The organism is Oryzifoliimicrobium ureilyticum, assembly GCF_037199735.1.
In the GTDB taxonomy this organism is placed as follows: domain Bacteria; phylum Pseudomonadota; class Alphaproteobacteria; order Rhizobiales; family Rhizobiaceae; genus Rhizobium; species Rhizobium ureilyticus.
On sequence record NZ_JBBBVQ010000006.1, the window covers coordinates 69,605 to 94,968 of the forward strand.

Genomic DNA, 25,364 nt, shown 5'->3' on the forward strand with positions numbered 1-25,364 from the left:
ACAGGATGCTATTTGCTCATTGAAAAGCGAAATCAAGAGGCGAGTGAGACCTTGAAGCAGAAAGAGAACCGGAACGGCAAAATGCCGGGACCGGGGGCGGCGTCCGACAGAGGACGAAAAGACGGCCGCAGCAAGAAAGCGGCCGTCACGCCCCAGAAGAAATCTGCGCCCCCGGAAAAAATAGAATCATCCGCAGCGGTTGCGGAACGCATCCTTTCGCAGCGTCAGGGTCCCGTTCCTCAGGAGCGTGTTCCCATTATTCTGGAAACGGCGGGCGAGAAGGATTTTAACCTCATCGATAGCGGCAATGGCCTTAAGCTTGAACAATACGGGGACTACCTCATCGTTCGACCTGAGGCACAGGCACTTTGGCAACCCAGCCTGCCCGCGCATATGTGGGAAAAGGTCGACGCGGTTTTTACCGGCGACGTGGACGAAGAAGGCACGGGACGCTGGCGTTTTCCTCGCCAGGCGCTCGGTGAAACCTGGCCGCTTCAACTCCTGGGCGTCGATTTCCTTGGTCGGTTTACCTCGTTTCGCCATGTTGGCGTGTTCCCGGAACAGCTCGTTCATTGGCGTTGGATGAGCGAGCAGATCGAGCAATCACGCCGGCCGCTCAAAGTTTTAAACCTCTTTGGCTACACGGGCGTTGCCTCTCTGGTAGCGGCAGCCGCCGGCGCGGAGGTGACCCATGTCGATGCGTCAAAGAAGGCAATCGGCTGGGCGCGCGAGAATCAGGCGCTATCGGGCCTCGATAAAAAGCCGATCCGGTGGATTTGCGAGGACGCGATGAAGTTCATTCTGCGCGAAGAGCGGCGCGGGCATCGTTACGATATCATTTTGACAGACCCTCCGAAGTTTGGCCGAGGCCCAAATGGCGAGGTCTGGCATCTTTTCGAGCACCTCCCCCTTATGCTCGATATATGCCGCAACTTGCTCGATCCCAAGGCTCTGGGCCTTGTACTGACGGCCTATTCGATCCGCGCCAGCTTCTACTCCATCCACGAACTCATGCGCGAGACGATGCGCGGAGCTGGCGGCGTTGTCGAGTCAGGCGAATTGGTGATCCGGGAAACCGGGGCGGACGGCAATAGCCGCGGGCGTGCTCTTTCGACTTCTCTCTTTTCTCGCTGGGTGCCGGCATGAACCAGGATTACCGCGATGGCCCGCGCCGTGTCGGGCAGGTCAAAGAAATCACGTCGCTGACAAACCCCATCATCAAGGACATCAAGGCGCTTTCGGCCAAAAAGTCGCGCGAGGAGACCGGCACGTTCATGGCCGAGGGCCTGAAGCTGATCATCGATGCCATGGAGCTGGGATGGTCGATCCGCACGCTCGTTTATGCAAAGGCAGCCAAAGGCAAGCCCCTTGTGGAGCAAATGGCGGCCAAGACCGTTGCCGCCGGCGGACTTGTGCTTGAGGTCAGTGAAAAGGTACTGTCGGCGATCACGCGGCGTGACAATCCGCAGATGGTAGTTGGCATCTTTCAGAGCCAGTGGACAAACCTCAGCGACATCACGCTCGAAGCGGATGACACATGGATTGCCCTCGATCGTGTGCGCGATCCCGGCAATCTTGGTACGATCATCAGGACGGCCGATGCTGCGGGCGCGGCAGGCGTTATCCTGGTTGGTGAAACGACAGATCCTTTTTCGCTTGAAACGGTACGTGCGACGATGGGCTCCATCTTTGCCGTGAAGATCGCGCGCGCCAGCGAGCAGGACTTTGTCACTTGGAAAAAGAAAGTAAGTGCCTATCTCGTAGCGACGCATCTTGCGGGGGCGATCGATTATCGCCGTATTGACTATCGAAAAAAGCCGACGGTCCTTCTGATGGGCAACGAACAATCCGGTCTACCCGAAACGCTTGCCCGACAAGCCGATGCCTTGGCGCGAATTCCCCAACAAGGGCGCGCCGATTCGCTCAATCTGGCTGTGGCCAGCGGCGTGATGCTGTTTGAAGCACGGCGTCACCTTCTTTCGCTTTCTGAGGATTCATGACTGATAAAATCAACGACAACGGCGATCGATCGGCTGATGCGCCGAGGATAGCGCTTCTTTCGCGTCCAGCGCCGATCTTCATTTTTGTTCTTATAGCGGTTGTTCTGGACCAGATCGTCAAGGTTGCGGTCGACCACCTTTTGCCCTTGCAGGAAGCGGTGCCGGTCATTCCGATGTTGGCGCTTTACCGCACCTACAATCTCGGCGTCGCCTTCTCCATGCTGTCCGATGCGCATGGATGGTTTATCGTTGGTCTGCGTATCGTCATTGTCTGCTTTGTCTTATGGATGTGGCGGCACACCGCCAAGGATCGGCACCTTGCCCATCTCGGGTACGCGCTGATTATCTCGGGGGCACTTGGCAATTTGATCGACCGTTTCGCGTACGGCCATGTGATTGATTACGTCCTCTTCCATACCGAAACTTGGTCCTTCGCCGTCTTTAATCTGGCCGATAGCTTCATCACGATTGGTGCTGGCGCCGTGATCCTGGACGAACTCATCAAAACGAAAAAAGCCGATCAGTAAAATTATAGGCTTCTCTCAAAGATAATGGGAACGGGCTTTGTGTTATAGCAAAGCCATGATGACCTATGCCTCTCTGCGAGAAAAATTTCGGAAGGCTTTCGGACAACAGGCCGAGGCATCCCCGCTTGAATTGGTTGAACCACGCTTGACCATCGGGCGCGGCTTCGTCCCGAAGGTCGCGGCATGTTGGCTCGGCGGCTTCGGGATCGCGTTCGGCGCCCTTCTGCTTCTTGCACTTTTTTCGGCCGCGGTAGCGGCTAGCATCATCGCCGCCGCGTCAATCGTAGGCTCAACCATCGCAATCAGTTTGTATCTCCTGGATACGAAGCATCGTAAGGCAGCGGCCATCGCGGAAACCAAGTTCGATCATGGGAACGTCCGTCTTTTCGCCGGGATCCATGACGTCCTGGGTGACATTACCGTCACGCGCGGGACGAACCAGCGCATTGTTGCGGCCAATGAGACGTTCCGACAACTCACTGGTTGCCTGCGCCCTGTCGGACTGACCTGCGAGGAAATCGGCATCGCCTTTCGACCGAGCGGAGAACCTCATCGCTATCATGTCGAGATTTCCACTCCGGACGGACAGCGGATTTTTGACTGGCACGATGTCATCACACGCAACGAGATCACGGGAAAACTGGTTATCCAAAGCGTTGCGCGCGACGTAACGGGCGAGCGGGCCGCAGTTCTTGCCGTGGAAGAGGCCTGCCGCAAGGCGGAGTTCCACAGTGCCGCCAAATCGCGTTTGTTGGCGACGGTCAGCCATGAAATCCGCACGCCACTCTCGGGCATTTTGGGGATGACACATCTTCTGGCCCAAACTCGGCTGACGCGGGAGCAGGAAAGTTATCTGACCAGCATCCGTCAGTCGGGTTACGCATTGACGCAGCTCGTTGAAGACCTGCTTGACTTTTCGACTATCGAAGTTGGTCGCTTCAACCTGCGCACAAGTCTGGAATCGCCACGCGCTTTGCTGGAGAGCGTTGTCGAGATGCTTGCCCATCGTGCGCACGACAAGCAGATCGAAATAGGCGCAACCTTTGCCGCGGAGATCCCCGAAAGGCTTGACTTTGATGTGGCGCGCTTGCGTCAGGTTCTCTTCAACGTTGTGGGTAATGCAGTCAAGTTCACGAAAAAGGGCGGCGTTCTCGTACGCGTCGGCATGGACGCCGGCGAGGCGCTGACAATCGACGTCATCGATACAGGCCCTGGGATGACCGCGGAAGAACAAGAGCGCGTTTTCGAGGAATTCGAACAGGCGGGTACGCTAACATCCAAACGTGACGGCACGGGTCTTGGACTATCCATCTCGGCACGGATCATCCAGGAGTTCGGCGGATCGATTACGGTTATCAGCCAAAAAGGCAAAGGGAGCACGTTCGCAATCCGCTTCCCGATCAATCAATCGGGAATCCGTCGCAAAGCCGATGAAGACAGACCCCGTCTTCTCAGTTCGAGCAACGTCATTCTTTTTGCACCGGAAGGTCCCGGTGCGGCGGCCATTGCCGAAACCATCCAACAACTTGGTGGCACCTGTCATTTCGCTGCCGATGGTCGCACTGCAAAGCAGCTTCTCGACACCATGTCGGGCAATGGAACGCCCGCCACCGATCTCATCGTCGACCATAGATCATCCAGTGAATTCACGGCCCATCTTGCCGGCCAGAAACTTGCTGTGCCCGGAACACCTCTGCGCAAGATCTTTCTCGTCAATCCGGAAGAGCGAAGCGCCTACTCGCCCGATATCTTCGATGCCTGGCTGATTCGGCCTTTGCGGGAACAATCCCTCATCGATGTCCTGCGTGGACGCATGCACGGCGTAGAACGTCGCGATCTTACGACCGATCTTGCGCCCGGTCTTGCCATCGTGCCGCCACATCAGGACATTGAGGAAGGATTGGATATTCTGGTCGGGGAAGATGATCCGATCAATGCCATCCTCGCAAAGGCGATCTTGGAAAAGGCCGGCCATAAGATCCGTCATGTTGCTGATTTTGAAAGTCTTCTTGACATTGCGCTCACGGATGACCCGACGATGCGCCCGCATATCATCATCACGGATCTTTCCATGCCCGGCGGCGACGGCAAAACTATTCTTGGCCGGCTACGCTCTCACGAACGTCGGCTTTCGTTGCCCCACCTTCCGATTATCGTACTGACAGGGGACACACGCGACGAAACGCGCAGACAAGTCTTGCTCAACGGAGCAAACCGCGTCATTGTAAAGCCCGTCGATCCGATGAGACTGCTCACGGAGGTTCGAGCAGTTGCAGCGGTTTCGGTCCCGCGCGCACAAGCGCGTTAAATGATGTCGATCGGCACGCTTCTTGCTTATCAAATGTCACTTTCCTGTCGTAGAGAAGTGGTTTATGGCGTGTCATGAGCCGGCAACCGGAGAAGCGCCATGTCAGTTGACATTCTTGATCGTGACCTTAACCGCGGAGCCGCCCTGTCCCCAACAGGCGCAGCTGGCGCCGACAGCGACGTTCTCGGCCGCATAGGGAATTTTGAAACGAGACTGGCGCGCACTGCCCGTGAAGTCGATGCTGCGCAGGCCATTCGCTATCGTGTCTTTGTGGACGAAATGAAAGCGCAGTTGCCGCAGGACGCCATGCGCCGCCAACGCGACTTCGATGCCTATGACAGTTTTTGCGACCATCTACTGGTGCTTGATCGCTCGATCGAAGGCGATACTGAAGATCAGATCGTCGGCACCTACCGCCTTCTGAGGCAGGAAATCGCCGTGGCGAACGGCGGATTTTACTCGGCTTCCGAATTCGATATCCAGCCGCTTCTGGCGCGCCACCCCGAAACACGCTTCATGGAGCTCGGCCGTTCGTGCGTTCTGCCCGAATATCGCAGCAAGCGGACGCTTGAGCTGCTCTGGCAGGGCAACTGGGCCTATGCACTGCGATTCGGCATGGGCGCGATGTTTGGCTGTGCCTCTTTCCCCGGCATCGATCCAGCAGAGCATGCGTTGGCGCTCTCGTTTCTTTACCACAATGTGGCAGCCAAGGATGAGTGGGCCGTCAAGGCGCGCCCTGAACTCGCCGAAAGCATGAACCTGATGCCAGCAGAGGAGATCAACGCGAAGAAAGCGCTCTCTGCTTTGCCGCCTTTGGTGAAGGGATACCTGCGCCTGGGCGCATCCGTGGGATCGGATGCCGTGATCGACAAGGCGTTCAACACGACCGACGTGCTCATCGTCCTGCCGATTGCGCGCATTTCCGATCGCTATCTGAATTACTATGGCGTCGATGCCGGCCGCTTTGCAAGCTGAGTGCAGACAGACAAATGCGGCGGCCGACATTACGGTTGCGGCGGTATCGGGGAAGATCTGAGTACCGTTGAGGCGCCTGGTAAGGCGCGAAGCGCCTCACATCGTTTCTTTATCGAAGAGCGAGCTCCTTTGACCGCTCGCACTTCAGACCGAGTTGGGATGTCATATGCCGGCGCCGTCAGTTTCCGGCTGGACCAACGGTGTCACCAAAAGCTTATCGATGCGACGCCCATCAAGGTCGATGACCTCAAAGCGCCAGCCTTCCATGTCAAAAGTCTCGCCCAGCTCTGGTAGATGTTTGAGCTCCTCCAGAACAAGACCGGCTACCGTTTGGTATTCCAAATCGTCGTCAAGGCGCAGGTTCATGAACTCCGCGAATTCGTCGATCGGCATCCACCCCGAGACAAGATAGGAACCATCCGGCCGACGAACGATCCCAGGTTCTTCGCCGAGTCCTTCCTGGAAAGCGCCCATGATCGCTTCCATGATGTCGCCGGACGAGATGACGCCTTCGAAATGGCCGTATTCATCATACACCAGCACCATGTGGGCAGTCGATCGGCGTAGCGTCTGGATGACCTGCGTCGCATTGGAGAGATCGGAGACAACTGGGACTTCCCGAACGAGCCCTTCAATGTTCGCCTTGCCGCCCGAAGTCAGGACATCGTAGAAATCCTTTGCAAAGAGGACGCCGATGACCTCATCCGAACTGCCGCGGCGAACAGGAAGGCGCGAATGCTCCGTCTTGCGAAGCTGGACGGTGATTTCCTCGTAGGAATCCTCGAGATCGATGACCTCGACGTCGCGGCGCGGTGTCATCAAAGCGCGAGCGCTACGGTCGGCAAGCCGCATGACGCCCGAGATCATCGCGGATTCTTCGCTTTCGATCACGCCGGCGCTCTGGGCCTCGGCCAAAACCGTCTTGATTTCCTCATCCGTCACGCCGTCGGCTGTTTTGCCGGACTGGCCAAGCAGACGCAGGACGAGCTTGCCAGATGTATCCAACAGCCAGACCAGCGGAAGAGCAAGGCGAGACAGGAAGACCATGGCCGGTGCAACGCGTGCCGCGACGGCTTCTGGTGCGCGCAATGCGATCTGCTTGGGAACCAGTTCGCCGATGATCAGGGATAGATAGGTAATCGCAACGACGACGGAACCGACGCCGAGCGCATCTGCGGCATTCTCGGAGAGCCCCTGCATCGTCAGCCAGTGGCTGAGACGGGATCCAAGCGTGGCTCCTGAGAAAGCGCCTGAAAGCACGCCGACCAGAGTGATGCCGATCTGAACAGAAGACAGAAAACGTCCAGGGTCTTCGGCCAGTTTTAGCGCCTGCGTTGCTCCGCGGCTACCTTGATCGGCAAGAACTTTGAGACGAGCGGCGCGAGCAGAAACAACCGCGAGTTCAGACATGGCAAGCACACCGTTGATCACGGTGAGCAAGATGACAATGACAATTTCGAGATACAAGCTTGGCCCATTGGGTCGATGACGATAGCCTCTAGGATATGGGCGGGGCGGCTGAGACGCAAGCGATTAACGCGAAAATCTGAGGGGCGAGACATCGGGCCCCCTCTTGATTTTCTTTGTTTTTGCCGCTTTAGGCGCCGGCGCCGTAAGCTGCGATAGCCGCCATATTGACGATGTCGGAATCCTTCGATCCCGTCGCCGTGATCTGAACGGCCTTGTCCAATCCGACGAGGATCGGACCAATCACCGTCGAGCCGCCCAATTCCTGCAGCATCTTGGTGGCGATGGAAGCCGAGTGAAAGGCTGGCATTACCAACACATTGGCTGGTCCCGAGAGACGGCAGAAGGGATAAAGCTCCGTGGCTTTGCGATGATCCAACGCGACATCCGCGGCCATTTCACCGTCATATTCGAAGTCGAGCCGCCGGCTGTCGAGGATTTTGACCGCCTCGCGCACCCGATCGGATCTTTCGCCTTGCGGGTGACCGAAGGTCGAGTAAGCCAGCATGGCTACTCTTGGCCGATAGCCCATACGTGCCGCAAGCCCTGCCGCTTCAACGGCGATATCCGCCAATTCCTCGGCTGTCGGCATATCGTGCACGGCCGTATCGGCGACAAATACCGTGCGTCCTCTGGCGAGAACGAGCGAGACGCCGATGACCCGATGCCCAGGTTTCGGATCAATGCAACGCTGCACGTCCTGAAGCGCGGTCGAATAGTTGCGCGTGATCCCCGTCACCATGCCATCGGCATCGCCGAGCGCCACCATCGTGGCAGCAAAGTGGTTTCGATCCGTATGGATGAGGCGCTGTGCGTCGCGATGCAGATATCCCTGGCGCTGCAGCCGGGCGTAGAGATAGTCGATATAGGCCTCAACGCGGTTGGAGATACGCGCGTTGACGATTTCGATGCCCGGCCGTTCCAGATCGAGATTGGCGCGCTCGGCTGTCGCACGAATGAGATCTTCGCGCCCAAGCAGGATAGCCGTTCCGAGCTGCTGGTTGGCATAGGACATGGCGGCGCGCATGACCTGCTCTTCCTCGGCTTCGGCAAACACCATTCGCTTCGGCCGACGGCGTACGCGCTCGTACAGGCTGGCCAGCGTCGCTGCGATCGGATCGCGGCGCGCCGAGAGTGAACGGGCATAGTCCTCCATGTCAGCAACGGGACGTTGCGCGACACCACTTTCGATCGCCGCCTTTGCAACGGCAACGGGAATGGATGAAATCAGTCTGGGATCGAACGGCACGGGAATGATGTATTGCGGACCGAAATGAGGGCGATTGCCCTGATAGGCAGCAACGACATCGTCGGGCACATCTTCACGCGCAAGGTCGGCAAGAGCGCGCGCTGCTGCAACCTTCATGGCATCATTGATGGTGGTTGCCCGCACATCGAGTGCGCCACGAAAGATATAGGGAAAACCGAGTACGTTGTTGACCTGGTTCGGATAGTCGGAGCGACCAGTCGCCATGATGGCATCGTCGCGAATACGTGCAACTTCCTCGGGCGTAATTTCCGGATCTGGATTGGCCATCGCGAAGATAATCGGGCGCGGCGCCATCGAGCGGATCATCTCTTCGCTGAACGCGCCTTTCTGCGACAGACCGAAGACGACATCTGCTCCGTTCATCGCCTCTTGCAGCGTTCGCAGGTCCGTCTTTGCCGCATGTGCCGACTTCCACTGGTTCATACCCTCGACGCGGCCTTGATAGATAATCCCTTTGGTGTCGCACAGGATGATATTGTCAGCCGCAAAACCCATCGCCTTGATCAACTCGACGCAAGCAATCGCTGCGGCGCCGGCCCCATTGCAGACGAGCTTCGTCGTTTTCAAATCACGGCCGGTGAGAGCAAGCGCATTGATCAATCCGGCTGCCGCGATGATGGCTGTGCCATGCTGATCATCATGGAAAACCGGGATATCCATCAATTCGCGAAGCCGGCTTTCGATGACGAAACAGTCGGGCGCCTTGATGTCTTCCAGATTGATACCCCCAAAGGAAGGACCAAGAAAACGAACGCAGTTGACGAATTCATCGACATTTTCCGTGTCGATCTCAAGATCGATGGAATCGACATCGGCAAATCGCTTGAAGAGCACCGACTTGCCTTCCATGACCGGCTTGGACGCCAATGCGCCAAGATTGCCAAGACCGAGAATGGCCGTTCCGTTGGAAATGACTGCCACCATATTTCCCCGCGTCGTATAGTCGTAGGCGGTGGCCGGATCGGCAGCAATTGCCTTGACCGGAACTGCAACGCCTGGCGAGTAAGCGAGGGATAGATCGCGTTGCGTTGCCATCGGCTTCGTTGGCGTGATTTCCAGCTTGCCGGGACGACCCATGGCGTGGAATTCCAGCGCCTCGCTGTCGGTCACCGTGCGGATAGGACGGTCCTTCTTCTCGATATCGGCCATAGTTCCTCCAAGTTCTGTGGGGAAGCCTCACCCCTCCCCCAATAGCGGTTGTCATCTATAGACAGCCGCAGGTAGGGTTGGCACCTGTTTTTTTGGAAAAGCCTCGAACCTTTGAACGCGCGCATCGATATGACCACTGAAGCCTTCTCGGCATCCGAACTTGCGACACCAGAAAGCCGTGCGCAGGCGACGCCTATGATGGAGCAATTTATCGAGATCAAGGCGAACAACCCGGACTCGCTGCTGTTCTATCGCATGGGCGACTTTTACGAGCTGTTCTTTGAAGATGCCGTCGAGGCTTCCCGCGCGCTTGGCATTACGTTGACGAAACGCGGCCAGCACATGGGTCAGGATATTCCGATGTGCGGCGTGCCTGTCCACGCTGCCGACGACTATCTGCAAAAACTGATCATCCGCGGGTACCGCGTTGCCGTTTGCGAACAGGTGGAAGATCCGGCGGAAGCCAAGAAGCGCGGCTCTAAATCCGTCGTGCGGCGCGACGTCATCCGCTTGGTTACGCCGGGAACGATCACCGAGGAAAAGCTGCTTTCTCCATCGGAATCGAACTACCTGATGACGCTGTCGCGGATCCGCGGTGCGAGCGAGCCTGCCTTTGCGCTTGCCTGGATCGATATTTCTACAGGCGTCTTCCGCCTTGCCGAAACCGAGCTTTCGCGACTGCTGGCAGATATCCTGCGCATCGATCCGCGCGAACTCATCTTGCCCGACACGCTTTTCCATGATCCTGAATTGAGGCCTGTTCTCGATGTGATTGGGCGGGTCGCCACGCCGCAGCCGGCGGTCCTCTTCGACAGCGCAACCGCCGCCGAGCGTATCGCGCGTTATTTTGGCGTGGCCACGCTTGATGGTTTTGGCGGCTTTTCGCGGGCCGAGCTGTCGGCAGCTGCAGCAGCCGTTGCCTATGTCGAGAAAACGCAGATCAGCGAAAGGCCGCCGCTCGGCAGGCCTGAGCGCGAGAGTGGCGCATCCACTTTGTTCATCGACCCGGCGACCCGGGCCAATCTGGAATTGACCAGAACGCTGTCCGGCGAACGCGACGGCACTCTTCTAAAGGCAATCGATCGGACAGTCACGGGCGGCGGGGCGCGTCTCCTATCAGAGCGGCTAATGTCACCCCTGACCGATCCGGTAAAAATCGGCTGCCGCCTCGATTCCATCGGCTTTCTTCTCGAAGAGCCTTCACTTGTCGCCGATCTGCGTGTGCGGCTCAAGCAAGTCCCGGATATGCCGCGTGCATTGTCTCGCCTGGCGCTTGACCGCGGCGGCCCTCGCGATCTCGCCGCCATTCGCCAAGGGCTGGCAGCGGCAAGAGAGATTGCCGGCCTTCTGGGCGAAGCTCTCCTTCCCGAAGAACTGGCGCAAGAGCGGGAGCAGTTAAAGGCCCTGCCCCACCCGCTTTGGCAGATGCTGGAGGAAAAGCTCGGCGAGGAACTACCATTATTGAAGCGCGATGGCGGTTTTCTGCGCGATGGCGCAGATGCATATCTGGACGAGGCGCGCGCTCTGCGAGATCAATCGCGACGCGTCATTGCAGGCCTGCAGCTGCAATATGCCGAAGGGACCGGCGTAAAGTCCCTGAAGATCAAACATAATAACGTGCTTGGCTACTTCATCGAGGTCACGGCAGGAACGGCAGGCCCTTTGACTGAAAGCGCGGAGGCAAAGGGCCGATTCATTCATCGTCAGACGATGGCGAACGCCATGCGGTTTACCACGACAGAGCTTGCCGATCTTGAAAGCCGTATTGCCAACGCTGCAGAGCAAGCGCTTTCCATCGAGATCGCGGCTTTCGAGGAGATGCGCTCGGCCGTCGTATCGGAGGCTGAGGCGATCAAGGCTGGTGCACGGGCACTCGCAGTTATCGATGTTTCGGCCGGCCTTGCCGTTCTTGCCGAAGAACAGGCTTATAGCCGACCACTCGTCGATAATTCCAAGATGTTTGCGATCGAAGCGGGGCGCCATCCGGTCGTGGAGCAAGCCCTTCGTCGTCAATCGATTGGCCCTTTCGTCGCGAATAATTGCGATCTATCCCCAGCGCAGAATGGCAAAGACGGGGCCATCTGGCTGCTGACAGGCCCCAACATGGGCGGTAAATCTACTTTTCTACGGCAAAATGCCTTGATCGCCGTGATGGCGCAGATGGGCTCTTTCGTGCCCGCCGGTTCGGCACATATTGGGATCGTGGACCGCCTCTTCTCGCGGGTTGGCGCCTCGGACGATCTGGCACGCGGACGGTCGACATTCATGGTGGAAATGGTCGAGACGGCCGCCATTCTCAATCAGGCGAGCGACCGGTCTTTGGTCATTCTGGACGAAATCGGCCGCGGCACGGCAACCTTCGACGGATTGTCGATTGCGTGGGCCGCTGTCGAGCATTTGCACGAAGTCAATCGCTGCCGTGGCCTGTTCGCCACCCATTTCCACGAACTGACAGCGCTTTCAGAAAAGCTTGATCGCCTCGCGAACGCGACAATGCGTGTCAAGGAATGGGATGGCGATGTGATCTTCCTGCATGAGGTCGGGCCTGGGGCTGCGGATCGATCCTACGGTATCCAGGTCGCACGGCTCGCGGGGCTGCCCGACAGCGTCGTGGCGCGTGCACGCGACGTGCTCTCGCGGCTGGAAGATGCTGATCGAAAAAATCCGGCAAGCCAATTGATCGACGATCTTCCGCTGTTCCAGGTTGCCGTGCGTCGCCAAGAGGCGGCACGCGCGGCACCCTCGAAGGCGGAGGGGGAATTGAAGAGCCTCAATCTCGACGACATGACGCCGCGCGAGGCGATGGAAACGCTCTATCGTCTAAAATCCTTGTTGTCCTGACAAACTGCACTTGCGCTCAAAGATGAGCTTTGGAAAAGAGAGCGGCGGGCACCTGGCAGGCTTTCAAAGTCGCTCCCTTTCCGATAGCTCCTTTTCGGGGATTTTGCGGGAAACAACACAATGTTCATTGAGCGTCTTGAACTGGAAGCCAGTAAGCTTGCAAGTGCTGTGTCTGTCCTGCAGATGCTGGAGAAAATCCCACAAGAAGATCGCGGAGAGTTGAGCTGGGGCATGCCTTATTCGAGGCTGCGCATCACATCGTCCTGTTTTTCGATCCTGGAATTGGCGAGCGCTGTCGCAAAGGCTGGCTATCGCGAATGCGACGCCTTAACGCTGGATGAGATCAAACGCGAGACCTTCGATATCCTACATGAGGTTTGCGCGCGCGACGAAGCTGCCTGATATCGGGTGCCTTGGTAAGGCCGACAATCCTTTTAGAACCATGTCGTTTAAGGCATGTAAGGGACGTGGAAGGCACCGCGCCTATCCGGTGAAATTACTCTTTCCCAGCAGTACAACACCGTTTCGCCAAATTTAAAGGTTCATGCGTTACAAACCGCGTGTCAATGGCCACCGGAAGGGACTATAGCGCATGCTGACGAAACATCAGATCGGTCGCGACCGGTCGCGAGAACAGGACCGTAGCGCGCGGATGGCCAGCAGCGATATCGACTTCTCCGGCTTGATTGACAGAGCTTACCTTGAGCAGCAATGCGGGGCCGCACTAGCGGCAAATCGTAACCGGCCGGACCTGCTTCGTGCCGATCTTTTGGCGCTTCTGAAAAGAGCGAGCAGCGAAGGCCGCAAGAAGATCCACGATCTGCTCTTCACAGACGGAAGCGGGCTTAATTGCGCACAGCGGATATCCTGGCTGCAGGATCAAATCCTGACAGTCCTTTTCGATTTTACCACCCAGCATGTCTTTCCCAAACAGCGCGAGACATTCTGCGTCACAGCCGTTGGCGGTTACGGACGAAACACGCTGGCGCCGGGGTCTGATATCGACTTACTTTTCATCTTTCAGCCCAATCCGGGCGAAGAGACCCATAAGGCCGTTGAATTCATGCTCTATATCCTGTGGGATATGGGCTTTAAAGTCGGGCACGCGACGCGCACGATCAATGAATGCATTGCGCTGTCGAAGAGCGACATGACCATTCGAACGGCAATTCTGGAAATGCGCTATATCTGCGGCAACCAAGCCTTGGCCACAGAACTGGAAACGCGTTTCGACAAAGAAATCGTCGCCGGGACCGGGCCGCAATTCGTCGCTGCGAAGCTTGCCGAACGAGATGAGCGACATCGCAAAGCCGGTGATACACGCTATCTCGTCGAGCCCAACGTCAAAGAGGGCAAAGGCGGCCTGCGCGACCTGCACACCCTTTTCTGGATTTCAAAATATTACTACCGCGTGCGCAGCGCCGCTGAACTCGTCAATCGCGGCGTCTTGTCGAAACAGGAACTGCAGCTTTTCCGCAAGGCAGACGATTTTCTTTGGGCCGTGCGCTGCCATATGCATTTTGTAACCGGCAAGGCGGAAGAGCGGCTTTCCTTCGATATTCAGCCCGAAATTGCTGCTGCGCTCGGCTATCACTCGCGTCCGGGCCTTTCCGCCGTCGAGCGCTTCATGAAGCACTATTTTCTTGTCGCAAAGGATGTCGGGGATCTAACGCGCATTCTCTGCGCGGCACTGGAAGATGAGCAGGCAAAGTCTGCGCCTGGAATTACCGGCGTCATCAGCCGGTTTGCACATCGCGCGCGCAAGATTGCCGGCGCAACCGAGTTCGTCGATGACCGCGGTCGCATTGCACCGGCAGATCCGGAGGTCTTCAAGCGCGATCCCGTCAACATCATCAAGCTCTTCCACATTGCCGATATCCATGGACTGGAATTTCATCCCGAAGCGCTCAAGCGGATTGCCCGTTCTCTTGGCCTGATCGACAACACACTGCGCGAAAGCGAGGAGGCAAACCGGCTTTTCATGTCGATCCTGACCTCGCGTCATGACCCAGCACTGATGCTGCGCAGGATGAACGAGGCAGGCGTTCTCGGACGCTTCATCCCCGATTTCGGCAAGATCGTCGCGATGATGCAGTTTTCGATGTATCACCACTACACGGTGGACGAACATTTGATCCGCGCCGTCGACGTGCTTGCGGAAATCGACAAGGGTAAGGCCGATGACCTGCATCCGCTCGTCAATAAGCTCATGCCGACTATCGAAGACCGAGACGCGCTTTATGTTGCCGTGCTCCTTCACGACATCGCCAAAGGCCGTCTTGAGGATCATTCGATTGCCGGTGCTCGCGTCGCACGCAAACTCTGTGCTCGCTTCGACCTTTCCCATAAGCAAACCGAAACCGTGGTCTGGTTGATCGAAGAACATCTGATCATGTCGATGGTGGCGCAGACCCGCGATCTGACGGATCGAAAGACGATCATCGACTTTGCCGATCGGGTCCAATCGCTCGAACGCTTGAAGATGCTTACCATCCTGACCGTCTGCGACATCAGGGCGGTCGGTCCCGGCGTATGGAACGGCTGGAAAGGCCAGCTGATCAGAACGCTGTATTATGAAACCGAATTACTCCTGGGCGGCGGCTTCTCGGAAACCTCTCGCAAGGAGCGCGCAGCGATTGCATCGCAGGAGCTTTACGCTGCCTTGTCTGATTGGTCAGAGAAAGACCGTAGCACCTATACGCGGCTTCACTACGAGCCCTATCTCCTGTCTGTTCCACTTGAAGATCAGGTTCGCCATGCAAAATTTCTGCGGGCGACAGATGAGGCGGGGCGCGTTCTATCGACCGAGGTTAGGACCGACAGTTTCCGAGCAATCACAGAAATCACCATTTTGTCGCCGGACCATCCGCGCTTGCTGGCGGTGATCGCAGGGGCTTGCGCGGCTGCCGGCGCCAATATCGTCAATGCGCAGATCTTTACGACATCCGACGGACGCGCTCTCGACACGATCCATGTCAGCCGCGAGTTTCCGAACGACGAGGACGAGTTGCGGCGCGGCGCAACGATCAGCCGTATGATCGAAGACGTGCTGTCTGGGCGTAAGCGCCTACCAGAAGTTATTGCCACGCGCGCCAAGAAGGCCCGCAAGAGCAAGGCCTTTATCGTACCGCCGTCCGTCAGCATCACCAATAGCCTGTCGAACAAGTTCACCGTCATCGAGGTGGAATGCCTTGACCGCCCCGGTCTCCTGTCCGAAGTGACTGCGGCAATCGCCGATTTGTCGCTCGACATCCAGTCTGCCCGCATCACAACTTTCGGCGAAAAGGTGATCGACACCTTCTACGTGACCGATCTCGTCGGCCAGAAAGTCTCTGGCGACAGCCGCCGCGCCAATATCATGACGCGCTTGAAAGCCGTTATTGGTGATGAAGCCGATGAAGAGCGCAGCCGCACAGCCTCGGCAACAGCAATGCCTGCTCTCAAGCCGGCCACGATCACGGCCAGCTCCAAGACTGGCCAAACTTCATAATGATGACGGATTCCCGCTGATGAGCCTTGCCAAGAAATTCATGACCGTGGGTGGCGCCACCCTCGGGAGCCGCATCTTCGGCTTCGCACGCGAAACGTTGATGGCTGCTGCACTCGGCACCGGCCCCATGGCAGACGTCTTTTATGCCGCCTTCCGCTTTCCCAATCTATTTCGCCGGCTTTTTGCCGAAGGCGCATTCAATGCGGCATTCGTTCCACTGTTTGCCAAGGAAATAGAGGCCAATGGCACCGAGGGTGCCAAGCGATTTTCCGAAGAAGTCTTTGGCGTTCTGTTTTCCGTCTTGCTGATCCTCACGATCGCGATGGAACTCGCCATGCCGCTCTTGGTGCGGTTCATCATCGCGCCGGGATTTGCGGATGATGCGGAAAAATTTTCCATCACGGTCCGCATGGCGGCAGTGATGTTCCCCTACCTGATGTGCATGTCGCTGACCGCCATGATGAGCGGTATGCTCAATTCATTGCATCACTTCTTTGCGGCCGCCGTGGCGCCGGTGTTCCTGAATGTCGTGATGATCGGCGCGCTGTTTTATGCCCTTTACACAGGCGCCCCGCCGCTCGACACGGCTTGGTATCTTTCCTGGGGCGTTCTGGCCGCCGGCATCTTGCAGCTTGCCGTCGTCTATATGGGCGTATTGCATGCCGGCATGAGCATCGGCCTGCGTTTTCCACGCTTTACACCGAATGTCCGCAGGCTTCTTCTTTTGGCTGTTCCGGCCGCTGTGACCGGGGGTATTACCCAGATCAATCAGATGATCGGCCAAGCCATCGCATCCTCACGGGAAGGAGCGATTGCGGCGCTGCAGTATGCTGACCGCATCTATCAGCTTCCCCTCGGTGTGGTGGGCGTTGCCGTTGGTGTCGTTCTTTTGCCGGAGCTATCCCGCGCGCTCAAAGGCGGCAATCTGAAAGAAGCTGGCAATCTGCAAAATCGATCGATCGAATTCGTTCTGTTTTTGACGATACCGGCCGCGTTCGCGCTTTTCCTGCTGTCCAACGAGATCATCCGCGTGCTTTACGAGCGCGGCGCCTTCAAGGCAGAAAACACATCCGTCGTGGCGGCAATCCTTGCGATTTATGGTATCGGCCTCCCCGCCTTCGTGCTAATCAAGGCGCTTCAGCCCGGTTTCTACGCCCGCGAAGATACCAAGACGCCGATGCGCTTTTCCGCCGTCGCAGTCGGCGTCAACTGTGCGACGGCACTGACGTTATTCCCCTTCCTCGGCGCACCAGGCATTGCTGTCGCGGAGGCGACGGCCGGCTGGATCAGCACGCTGCTTCTGTTCACGACGCTTCTGAGGCGCGGGCATCTCGCCTGGGAATGGGCGCTGGCGAAGCGGACACTGCTGCTGATGATCGCATCTGCCATCATGGGCGGCGTCATTATCTATTTACGTCATGTTCTTGCGCCATGGCTTGCCTCGTCCAGCGGCCTTTTGACCAAGGTCTCAGCACTTGGTTTGATCATTGTCGCTTCGATGCTGGTCTATTTCGTCGCAGCTTTCGCCATCGGTGGCGCGGATATCGGCATGATCAGGCGAAACTTAAAGCGTGGTCGCAAGACGGCTTCTTCATAAGCCGCAGTCTGCGCATCGCTGCTCGTTCCGCTTGATCGATGACCGCGCTGCCCCCGGATCAGCAATCCACCCAGGTGCGGCGCGGGCCGGTATCGACATGAATGATGCCATTGCAATAGCGGCCGATGCCTCCAATACCGGGGGCACTTTTTGCCGCAGCGATGACGGTCTTTTCGGAAACGCCTGGAACGCGAATATCGGCAGCGGCGCAGTGGCGATGTTGCGAATGGGCGCGGCTGGCATGCGGCCGGTATCCGGAGGTAACGATAGGCTTGCGTCCCGTTTTGGCTGCAATATGGACGAGAATTCCCTCAAGTTCTTCCGAAAAGCAGCCGGTGCGAACACTGACCGTCTGGACGCTATAGGCGGCGGATGTCGTATGGGTGGGAAGTTTTGCTCTAAAACTTTTCCCTTCGCCTGCATTGGCAGTGGAGGAAAGGGCAAGGAGGGCGGTGACAGCCACAGCAACAAAACGACGCATTACATAAGTCCTTCATGCGGGCACAAGGCAGCCATGCCCGACAGTAGGGGACTGGCAGGATGTCACTCGTGCTTTATTCAAGAAGCGGAGCCATCTCAGAGATTGAAACAACTCTGCGGGATCTGGCAGAGCTCAATGCCCACCAGCCGATGGATCGGCAAAATCATCTCAAATGTAGCAATTTTATGAAATTCTTTGCTTTCGATTCGTGACCAACACGGCACGTTTCCGCCAATTTCCTTAATGCGTGGCGGAATTATTAGTAAATGCTACCAACTGACTCATTGTTTTCAACAACTTCGGGACTAGCCAAAAGCTACACAATCGTTAATGCAACGGCGGACGTGCAACCTTTCTCACTGAATTTTTCGCGGAGAAAATTATGCCAGATCGCTCGCTTTTTCTCGTGACGCTCCTCGTTGACGATTATGACGCGGCAAAATCCTTCTATTGCGATATGCTGGATTTCGTCTGCGTCGAGGATCAACCGCTGGCAAAAGATAAGCGATGGCTGGTCGTCAAGCCGTCGACATCGAACGGCGCAGCATTGTTGCTCGCCGAAGCGACAACGTCCGCGCAGAAAACTGCTTTAGGCCGACAGAGCGGCGACCGCGTGTGCTTTTTCCTATCGACCGATAATTTCGAGCGCGATTATAGAGCGATGGTCGCCAAGGGCGTAGACTTCCTCGAAGAGCCGCGTCATGAAGCCTATGGCACAGTTGCCGTTTTCCGAGATCCTTATGGAAACAAATGGGACCTTATCGAACATAGCGATAGATCTGCCTCTTGATCCGCCAAGAACCGCGTGCTTAGACGCCGCCAGCAACATGGCCCATTGGGCCTGGGGCCCTCCACAAGCCTGACAAGGACAAATGACATGGGCGAATTTAAAAAGCTCGTTTTCTCCGGCGTCCAGCCGACCGGAAACCTCCATCTCGGCAATTATCTCGGCGCTATCAGAAAGTTTGTTGCCCTGCAGGACGGCAATGACTGCATGTATTGCGTGGTCGATCTGCATTCCATCACGGCACAACTGGTGCATCCGGATCTGAAGGCACAGACGCGCTCGATCGCAGCGGCCTTCATCGCCTCCGGCATCGATGCGGAAAAACATGTCGTCTTCAATCAGGCCGCGGTTCCGCAGCATGCCGAGCTTGCCTGGGTTTTCAATTGCGTCGCCCGAATCGGCTGGATGATGCGCATGACGCAATTCAAGGATAAAGCCGGCAAAGACCGCGAAAACGCTTCGCTCGGTCTTCTCGCCTATCCGAGCCTGATGGCGGCAGATATTCTGGTTTACCGCGGCACGCATGTGCCTGTCGGCGACGACCAGAAGCAGCATCTGGAACTCGCCCGTGACATCGCAATGAAGTTCAACCTCGATTATGCAGATCGCATTCGGGAGGCTGGACTTGGCACGGATATCACTGTCGGCGATGAGCCGGTCCATGCATATTTCCCAATGGTCGAGCCCCTGATCGACGGCCCTGCGCCGCGTGTCATGAGCCTGCGCGATGGGACGAAGAAAATGTCGAAGTCCGACCCATCCGATCTTTCGCGCATCAACTTGATGGACGATCCCGATTCGATCGCCAAAAAGATCCGCAAGGCGAAGACCGACCCGGAGGGCCTACCGTCCGAAATCGAGGGTCTGAAAGGTCGCCCGGAGGCTGACAATCTTGTCGGCATCTACGCTGCGCTCTCCGACAAGACGAAGGCGGATGTCCTACAGGAATTTGGCGGGCGTCAGTTCTCAGACTTCAAGCCGGCGCTCGTGGATCTTGCAGTCAACCATCTGGCGCCGATCACGAGCGAGATGCGCCGCTTGATGGACGATACCGCCCATATCGACGCGATCCTACGCAAAGGTGGCGAACGCGCGCGCGAACGGGCAGAGGCGGTCATGAAGGACGTGCGAGACATCGTCGGCTTCCTTTCCTGAGAGCAGACGTTTGACCTGATAAACCAGCCTTCCGGCCGCAGCCGGAAGGCTGCGCCTCCCCTTGCCAGCGGCAAGAACGAATGTCAGACTTGCTGCCATGGTTTCAACACGACTTTCCCGCCTTGAAGGTCACAGACGAAAATTCCTCGCTGTGATCGATGGAACGCCCGAGTGTCAACGAGCCGTCCACTATGCAGGACGACGCGCTAAAAATTCCAATGGTGGCCTCGTCCTGATCTATGTGATCCCGGAAGGCGACTTCCAGCAGTGGCTGGGAGTGGAAGAGATCATGCGGGCGGAAGCGCGCGAAGAAGCCGAAGCAATTATCGCAAAGGCGGCCCAATCGGTTCGCGAAACGGCCGGCATCGAGCCGGAAACGGTAATCCGCGAAGGCAAGGCGACCGAACAAATCAATGCGCTGATCGAAGAAGATCGCGACATCGCCGTTCTCGTTCTGGCTGCCGGCTCTGCCAAAGATGGCCCCGGCCCTTTGGTGTCCTCCGTCGCCGGGCGAGCAGCCACTTTCCCAATTCCGGTCACGATCCTTCCCGACACACTGACCAATGAGGAACTTGACGCATTGGCCTGAGTAGGAATGCCCGCGAAACCAGACATCGTGATGGATTCTTGACTATAAATATCTTGAATAGAAGCGGCGTTGGCTTTATCTTCTTTTTAAAGATTCTAAAGAGGCCGAAAGCTTCCGGCCGACACGGAGAAAGTTATGTTCATCCAGACGGAAACGACCCCGAACCCGGCCACGCAAAAGTTCTTGCCGGGTCGTGTGGTGATGGAAAACGGAACGGCCGAATTCCGTAGCGCCGAAGAGGCCAAGGTCTCGCCGCTGGCAGCGCGCCTTTTCGAAATCAACGGCGTTACCGGTGTTTATTTCGGCTACGATTTTATCTCCGTGACCAAGGAAAGCCAGGAATGGCAGCATCTGAAGCCGGCCATTCTCGGCTCCATCATGGAGCACTTTATGTCAGGCAAGCCCGTTATGGGCGAAGCTTCGCGTCTGTCCGAGGATCTCGATGCCGGCGACGAGTTTTTCGATGATGGCGATGAATCGATCGTTCTTACCATCAAAGAACTTCTCGACACGCGCGTTCGCCCGGCCGTTGCGCAAGATGGCGGCGATATCACCTTTCGGGGTTATCGCGACGGCAAGGTCTATCTGAATATGAAGGGCTCCTGCTCGGGCTGCCCATCGTCCACAGCGACACTGAAGCATGGCGTGCAGAACCTTCTGCGCCATTTCGTGCCCGAAGTGCAGGAAGTCATCGCTGCCTGATCATCGATAAAGCCGCCCGTTCATCTGCGGTTCGGTTTTGTCGATTTATGACAAGCGTCAATGAATCATTCGGAAACTTGTGACATGATCATTTTGGCGCTCGATACCGCAGGGGTGGCGTGCGCCGCCGCGCTTTACGACAGCGGCGGCAAAGCGATGCTGGGGGAGGCATCGGATATGATCGGTAAGGGGCATGCCGAACATTTGATGGGCATCATTGACCGCGTGCTCGACGCTGCGGACATGGCGCCATCGGCTATCGGCAGGATTGCAGTGACGGTTGGACCAGGCTCGTTCACGGGCATTCGGGTCGGCGTCGCTGCTGCTCGCGGTTTTGCCCTTTCGCTTGGAGTGCCAGCCGTTGGCGTTACCACGCTCGAAACAATGGCTGCAGCGCGTCTTGATGAAAAGCCCGGACGACCGGTCATTGCCGCGATGGACGCAAAGCGCGGCGAAATCTATCTTCAGCAATTTAGCCCCGACGGTGTTGCCGTAAGCGCGCCTCGGGCTGTTCTTCTCGATGAGGCAAAAGCACTGGTCGACGGATTCGATGGCGAAATCGTTGGATCGGCCACCTCTCTCTTGCGCCCTGATGAAAGCGTTGACCATCTGGACCGCTTTCCAATTTCGGTGGTTGCCAGACTTGGCGCTGTCGCGCCGGTCTTGCAAAAGCCGAAGCCACTTTATCTGCGAGGACCCGATGCAAAACCGCAAGACGGCTTCGCAGTTGCGCGAGTGTGAAGCATGCTGGAAGCCTATCTGACACTAAAACCTGAGTTTGAAATCGTCCCTATCGACAAGGCGGATTGCTCTGCGATCGCCGCACTGCATGCGGAACGCTTTGCACGCGGCTGGGGAGACGGTGAGTTCCACGGCCTGCTTAGCCAGGAAGGCGTGTTCGGCTATGTTGCACGGCAGACGAACGCGCTGTTGAAGAAGCCATTGCCAGGCTTCGTCTTGTGCAGGGAAGCTGCTGGCGAAGCCGAAATCCTGACGCTTGCCGTTCAGGCAAAGGTCGCTCGGTGCGGGCTCGGCTGGCGTCTGATGCAGGCCGCGCTTCGGGAAGTCCGATCAAGGGGTGCTGAGACGATTTTTCTTGAGGTCGATGCCGGCAATGTCGCCGCGCTCGGCCTCTATCATCGCCTTGGTTTTGAAAAGGTGGGAGAACGCAAGGGCTACTACAAGGATGCCAGTGGTGCTGTCTCCACCGCGCTTGTCATGCGCCGCGTTCTTCGCTAGTGCCTTCTTGAACGAAGGACGAGCGAAAGTTCACATGACTGAGGCGACCAAGACCCTTGAGGAGCTTTGCGCGGAACGCGGCATGCGCATGACCGATCAGCGCCGCGTCATCGCTCGGATTCTCGAGGAATCCGAAGATCATCCTGATGTCGAAGAACTCTATCGTCGCTCGGTCAAGGTAGACGCTCGCATATCCATTTCCACCGTTTATCGCACGGTCAAGCTTTTTGAAGATGCAGGCATTATTGCCAGACACGATTTTCGCGATGGCCGCTCTCGCTATGAAACGGTACCCGAGGAACATCACGATCATCTTATCGATCTCAAAACCGGTGCCGTTATAGAATTTCGCTCACCGGAAATCGAAGCGCTGCAAGAGCGGATTGCCCGCGAGTACGGTTTCAAGCTGATCGATCATCGGCTCGAACTTTATGGCGTGCCGCTCAAGAAGGATGAAGCCTGATCCCATGCCGGTGCAGGAGTCTCATTCTTGATTGCGTGGGTGCGCGTTGCCTTTGCAGGGATCATCATTTGTCTTGCCAGCCTTTTGCTGATGCCTTGGCAATTGTTGGCTCTGCGATTTGACTGGCGTCTGCGGCGCTATTTGCCACGCTATTGGCATCGCATCGTCTGCTCCAGTCTGGGGATCCGCATTCACGTTCATGGCTCGCCCGATCACCGCCGTCCGTTAATGCTGTGCGCCAATCATTCCTCCTGGATGGATATTCTCGTTCTATCGGCCGTGGCCGATGTAGCCTTTATCGCCAAAATCGAGGTGGGTGGCTGGCCGATCTTCGGAACGCTGGCAAAACTGCAGAAAAGCGTCTTCATCGTGCGAGAGGAAAAGCGCAAGACGGGTCAGCAAGCGAGCGAAATTGCCTCTCGTATGGCGGCAGGTGAGATCGTGGTGCTGTTTCCGGAGGGAACGACCTCGGATGGAAACCGCCTTCTCGAGGTCAAGTCCTCGCTGTTCGGGGCAGCAGCCATGGCTATTCCTCCGGCCAAAGGTGCTTTCGTTGCCGTTCAACCTGTTGCCGTCGCCTATACGCGTGTCCAGGGACTGCCGATGGGAAAATATCACCGGCCTATAGCCGCCTGGCCGGGAGACGTAGAGATGTGGCCCCACCTCAAGGAAATCCTGCGCCACGGCGCCATCGACGTTGAAGTCGCTTTCGGCGATGCGATTGAATACAAAAAGGATTCGAACCGCAAAGCGGTGAGTGCCACGATCGCACAGCGCATCAACGGCATGCTTGTGAACATGCTACGGGGTCGCGCACCATTGACATGACTGAAATACTGCCCTCGGGATTCGGCATCTTTCGCACCGGCTCCAGCAGATTTCCGTTTTTCTAGCCCTGAAAAAACGATACATAGCCGCCATGACCGACCAGACAACCATCAACGAGGCGTCCGCGACGCCCCTTTCGAACAGCCGCAAAGTCTATATCAAGACTTACGGCTGTCAGATGAACGTATACGACTCCACCCGGATGAGCGATGCGCTCGCGCGTGACGGATACGAACCGACGAGCGATCCAGAAGATGCGGATCTTGTTCTGCTGAATACATGCCATATCCGTGAAAAGGCGGCTGACAAGGTCTATTCAGAGCTCGGGCGCCTGCGCGATATGAAGAAGCGCAAGGCCGGCGAAGGTCGTGACGTCGTCATCGGTGTCGCGGGCTGTGTTGCGCAAGCCGAGGGTGAGGAAATTCTTCGCCGCTCGCCGGCAGTCGATGTCGTCATCGGCCCGCAGACTTATCACCGGTTGCCCGAAGCCCTGCGAAAGGCCCGGCAAGGTGAGCGGATCGTTGATACCGATTATGCGATCGAAGATAAATTCGAGCACCTGCCGGCGGCTGAACCCACAAAGATCCGGGCGCGCGGCGTTACGGCCTTTTTGACCGTTCAGGAGGGATGCGACAAGTTCTGCACCTTCTGTGTCGTGCCCTATACGCGCGGCTCTGAAGTCTCTCGCCCGGTTCATCAAATTGTCGCCGAAGCTGAGCAGTTGGTTGCGGCAGGCGTGCGAGAGATCACTCTTCTCGGCCAAAATGTGAATGCTTGGCATGGAACTGGCCCGAAAGGCGAAGCCTGGAGCCTGGGCGACCTCCTTTATCGCCTCGCCGACGTTCCCGGCCTTGCTCGCCTTCGCTATACGACGAGCCATCCGCGTGACATGGATGACCGGCTGATTGCCGCTCATGGCGAGCTGCGCGCCTTAATGCCCTATCTTCACCTTCCGGTCCAGGCGGGAGCCGACCGGGTTCTCAAGGCAATGAACCGACGGCACACCGCGGATGAATATCTGCGGCTAATCGAGCGCATCCGCGAGGCAAGGCCTGACATCGCCATGGCAGGCGATTTTATCGTTGGCTTTCCTGGGGAGACAGATCAGGAATTTGAGGATACAATGCGGCTTGTGGAGGAGGTGCGCTATGCGCAAGCCTACTCCTTTAAATATTCGACGCGGCCAGGAACGCCCGGCGCGGATTTGAAGGACCAAGTGCCGGAAGAGAAAAAGGCAGAGCGGCTGGATCGGTTGCAAGCGCTTCTTCTGAAGCAGACGCGCGAATTCAACGAATCTTGCGTTGGTAAAAAAATCGACCTGCTTCTCGAAAAGCCCGGCCGGATGCCTGGCCAAATTATTGGGCGCTCTCCCTGGCTGCAGTCCGTGAATGTTGATGCAAAAGCATCTCAAATCGGTGAGATTATTAAAGTGCGAATCACGGGAATCGGAACGAACAGTCTGTTCGCCGAACCGCTGGGAGCCTAATCGAGGAGCA

General features: G+C 57.2%; 21 protein-coding genes. 18 read left to right on the forward strand and 3 right to left on the reverse strand.

Annotated elements, in window-relative coordinates:
• Nucleotides 1-51 precede the first annotated feature (51 nt).
• From VQ830_RS10210 to olsB, 5 genes are all read left to right on the forward strand, one after another.
• Nucleotides 52-1,146 (forward strand): class I SAM-dependent methyltransferase, encoded by a 1,095-nt coding sequence (locus VQ830_RS10210; RefSeq protein ID WP_337267994.1) that lies wholly within the window; start codon nt 52-54, stop codon nt 1,144-1,146.
• Complete coding sequence (locus VQ830_RS10215; protein ID WP_337267995.1) at nt 1,143-2,000, forward strand: TrmH family RNA methyltransferase; 858 nt, start codon at nt 1,143-1,145, stop codon at nt 1,998-2,000. The genes VQ830_RS10210 and VQ830_RS10215 overlap by 4 nt, the downstream gene beginning before the upstream one ends.
• Nucleotides 1,997-2,527 carry a signal peptidase II gene (gene lspA / locus VQ830_RS10220; protein WP_337267996.1) on the forward strand — a complete coding sequence of 177 codons (531 nt, stop codon included), beginning with the start codon at nt 1,997-1,999 and terminating at the stop codon, nt 2,525-2,527. The genes VQ830_RS10215 and lspA overlap by 4 nt, the downstream gene beginning before the upstream one ends.
• Before the next feature lie 55 nt (nt 2,528-2,582).
• The gene (locus VQ830_RS10225) at nt 2,583-4,835 is read left to right on the forward strand and encodes a hybrid sensor histidine kinase/response regulator (RefSeq protein WP_337268166.1); all 2,253 of its coding nucleotides are present in this window, start codon (nt 2,583-2,585) and stop codon (nt 4,833-4,835) included.
• Nucleotides 4,836-4,934: 99 nt separating this feature from the next.
• Complete coding sequence (olsB, locus tag VQ830_RS10230; RefSeq protein WP_337267997.1) at nt 4,935-5,810, forward strand: l-ornithine N(alpha)-acyltransferase; 876 nt, start codon at nt 4,935-4,937, stop codon at nt 5,808-5,810.
• Nucleotides 5,811-5,972: 162 nt separating this feature from the next.
• Here the strand turns inward: olsB and VQ830_RS10235 are convergent, their stop codons facing one another.
• A complete protein-coding gene (locus tag VQ830_RS10235) occupies nt 5,973-7,277 on the reverse strand; it encodes a hemolysin family protein (RefSeq protein ID WP_337267998.1) in 1,305 nt (434 codons plus the stop codon).
• Between the two features lie 130 nt (nt 7,278-7,407).
• A complete protein-coding gene (locus VQ830_RS10240; protein WP_337267999.1) occupies nt 7,408-9,696 on the reverse strand; it encodes an NADP-dependent malic enzyme in 2,289 nt (762 codons plus the stop codon).
• Between the two features lie 111 nt (nt 9,697-9,807).
• Here VQ830_RS10240 and mutS point away from each other — a divergent pair, with 111 nt between their 5' ends.
• The 4 genes from mutS to murJ all read left to right on the forward strand — a co-directional run bounded on the left by mutS (nt 9,808) and on the right by murJ (nt 17,624).
• Nucleotides 9,808-12,537 carry a DNA mismatch repair protein MutS gene (mutS, locus tag VQ830_RS10245; protein ID WP_337268000.1) on the forward strand — a complete coding sequence of 910 codons (2,730 nt, stop codon included), beginning with the start codon at nt 9,808-9,810 and terminating at the stop codon, nt 12,535-12,537.
• Nucleotides 12,538-12,657: 120 nt separating this feature from the next.
• On the forward strand, nt 12,658-12,939 hold the full coding sequence (locus tag VQ830_RS10250) for a hypothetical protein (RefSeq protein WP_337268001.1): 282 nt from the start codon (nt 12,658-12,660) through the stop codon (nt 12,937-12,939).
• Nucleotides 12,940-13,129: 190 nt separating this feature from the next.
• A complete protein-coding gene (locus VQ830_RS10255) occupies nt 13,130-16,027 on the forward strand; it encodes a [protein-PII] uridylyltransferase (RefSeq protein ID WP_337268002.1) in 2,898 nt (965 codons plus the stop codon).
• Between the two features lie 19 nt (nt 16,028-16,046).
• The gene (gene murJ / locus VQ830_RS10260) at nt 16,047-17,624 is read left to right on the forward strand and encodes a murein biosynthesis integral membrane protein MurJ (RefSeq protein WP_337268003.1); all 1,578 of its coding nucleotides are present in this window, start codon (nt 16,047-16,049) and stop codon (nt 17,622-17,624) included.
• Nucleotides 17,625-17,682: 58 nt separating this feature from the next.
• Here murJ and VQ830_RS10265 read toward each other — a convergent pair whose 3' ends face one another.
• A complete protein-coding gene (locus VQ830_RS10265) occupies nt 17,683-18,105 on the reverse strand; it encodes a YcbK family protein (RefSeq protein ID WP_337268004.1) in 423 nt (140 codons plus the stop codon).
• 382 nt (nt 18,106-18,487) lie between these two features.
• Here VQ830_RS10265 and VQ830_RS10270 point away from each other — a divergent pair, with 382 nt between their 5' ends.
• The 9 genes from VQ830_RS10270 (at nt 18,488) to miaB (ending at nt 25,354) form a co-directional block, all read left to right on the forward strand.
• Entirely contained in the window at nt 18,488-18,895 is a 408-nt protein-coding gene (locus tag VQ830_RS10270) for a VOC family protein (protein ID WP_337268005.1), read from the forward strand.
• A gap of 87 nt (nt 18,896-18,982) precedes the next feature.
• Nucleotides 18,983-20,047 carry a tryptophan--tRNA ligase gene (trpS, locus tag VQ830_RS10275; RefSeq protein WP_337268006.1) on the forward strand — a complete coding sequence of 355 codons (1,065 nt, stop codon included), beginning with the start codon at nt 18,983-18,985 and terminating at the stop codon, nt 20,045-20,047.
• A gap of 97 nt (nt 20,048-20,144) precedes the next feature.
• The gene (locus tag VQ830_RS10280; protein WP_337268007.1) at nt 20,145-20,636 is read left to right on the forward strand and encodes a universal stress protein; all 492 of its coding nucleotides are present in this window, start codon (nt 20,145-20,147) and stop codon (nt 20,634-20,636) included.
• A gap of 135 nt (nt 20,637-20,771) precedes the next feature.
• Nucleotides 20,772-21,338 carry a NifU family protein gene (locus tag VQ830_RS10285; RefSeq protein ID WP_337268008.1) on the forward strand — a complete coding sequence of 189 codons (567 nt, stop codon included), beginning with the start codon at nt 20,772-20,774 and terminating at the stop codon, nt 21,336-21,338.
• An 84-nt stretch (nt 21,339-21,422) separates the two neighbouring features.
• Nucleotides 21,423-22,079: a tRNA (adenosine(37)-N6)-threonylcarbamoyltransferase complex dimerization subunit type 1 TsaB gene (tsaB, locus tag VQ830_RS10290; RefSeq protein WP_337268009.1), complete on the forward strand. Its 657-nt coding sequence runs from the start codon at nt 21,423-21,425 to the stop codon at nt 22,077-22,079.
• Between the two features lie 3 nt (nt 22,080-22,082).
• Nucleotides 22,083-22,577 carry a GNAT family N-acetyltransferase gene (locus tag VQ830_RS10295; protein ID WP_337268010.1) on the forward strand — a complete coding sequence of 165 codons (495 nt, stop codon included), beginning with the start codon at nt 22,083-22,085 and terminating at the stop codon, nt 22,575-22,577.
• Nucleotides 22,578-22,611: 34 nt separating this feature from the next.
• On the forward strand, nt 22,612-23,040 hold the full coding sequence (locus VQ830_RS10300) for a Fur family transcriptional regulator (protein ID WP_337268011.1): 429 nt from the start codon (nt 22,612-22,614) through the stop codon (nt 23,038-23,040).
• Nucleotides 23,041-23,067: 27 nt separating this feature from the next.
• Nucleotides 23,068-23,868 (forward strand): lyso-ornithine lipid O-acyltransferase, encoded by an 801-nt coding sequence (gene olsA, locus VQ830_RS10305; protein ID WP_337268012.1) that lies wholly within the window; start codon nt 23,068-23,070, stop codon nt 23,866-23,868.
• A 91-nt stretch (nt 23,869-23,959) separates the two neighbouring features.
• A complete protein-coding gene (gene miaB / locus VQ830_RS10310; protein ID WP_337268013.1) occupies nt 23,960-25,354 on the forward strand; it encodes a tRNA (N6-isopentenyl adenosine(37)-C2)-methylthiotransferase MiaB in 1,395 nt (464 codons plus the stop codon).
• Nucleotides 25,355-25,364: the final 10 nt, after the last annotated feature.